Origin of the sequence: Streptomyces sp. FH025, assembly GCF_017427025.1 — a bacterium.
GTDB lineage: Bacteria > Actinomycetota > Actinomycetes > Streptomycetales > Streptomycetaceae > Kitasatospora.
On sequence record NZ_JAFLNG010001215.1, the window covers coordinates 1 to 1,108 of the forward strand.

General features: G+C 70.0%; 1 protein-coding gene. It reads right to left on the bottom strand.

From position 1 onward, the window contains the following. Nucleotides 1–158: 158 nt before the first annotated feature. A complete protein-coding gene (locus tag J0670_RS38505; protein WP_207817416.1) occupies nt 159–1,094 on the bottom strand; it encodes a Gfo/Idh/MocA family protein in 936 nt (311 codons plus the stop codon). Nucleotides 1,095–1,108: the final 14 nt, after the last annotated feature.

A 1,108-nucleotide genomic window follows, 5' to 3' on the forward strand; every position in this document is an offset into this window, starting at 1 on the left:
GAGAAAGCGGGAGACGGACTCCCGTCTCCCGCGGCGCCCTCAAGATACGCGCGTAGAAAATGCCCCGACAAGACCTCGTCAATGAACTCCCGGCACCCGGCCCATCACCTGCCGTTCGATCAATTCCCAGGTTTCTCCCAGCTTTCCGGGGAGGCCCCTCAGGCTTCCCCGATCCGCTCCACGATCAGCTCGCACAGCTCGTGGGTGCGCAGCGCGTCGTGGGCGTCGATCCTCCGGCCGGTGCGGGCGGCGTCCAGGAAGGCGAGCACGCACGGCTCGATGCCGCGCTGGCGGGCCACCGACACCCAGTCACCTCGCCGGCGGACGGTGGGCTGGCCGCGGTGGTCGACCACCTCGGCCAGGTTGCGCACCTCGCGCTTGGAGTCGCCGCCGGAGACCTCCAGCACCTCCTCGGTCGATCCGGAGACCCGGTTCATGACGCCCAGCGCGGTGAAGCCCTCCCCGCCGAGCGTGAGCACCACGTGCTCGACCAGCCCGTTCCTGGTCCGGGCCCGGACGTCCACGTGCTCGATCTCGCCGGGGGCGAGGAAGCGCAGCGTGTCCACCACGTGGATGAAGTCGTCGAAGACCAGCGTGCGGGCCGCCTCGGGCAGGCCCTCGCGGTTCTTCTGCAGCACGATCAGGTCGCGCGGACGCTCCAGCGCCTGCGCGTAGCCGGGAGCGTGGCGCCGGTTGAACCCGACCATCAGCGAGCGGCCGGTCCGGTCGGCCAGCTGCACCAGCCGCTGGGCGCCGTCCAGGGTGTAGTCGAGCGGCTTGTCCACGTACACGTCCACGCCCGCCGTCAGCAACTGCTCCACGATCGGCACGTGCTGGCTGGTCGCGGCATGGACGAACGCCGCCCGGATCCCACTCCCGATCAGCTCCCCGAGATCGGTGAACCGCCGCTCGGCGCCGATCCGGTACGACTCCCCCAGCCGGTCCAGCTTCGCCCCGTCCCGGGTCATCAACCGGACATCCAGCCCCGGCAACCCCCCGCACAGAACCGGCAGGTACGCCTTCTGCGCGATGTCACCGAGCCCGATGACCCCAACCGGAAGCAGGCCGCCGTCAGAGACGGGGGTCGAATTCATCAGCTTCTCCACAC

Bases quoted from the DNA above. Each gene is read 5' to 3' on its own strand.
- J0670_RS38505 (WP_207817416.1), bottom strand. From the start codon at position 1,094: ATGAATTCGACCCCCGTCTCTGACGGCGGCCTGCTTCCGGTTGGGGTC.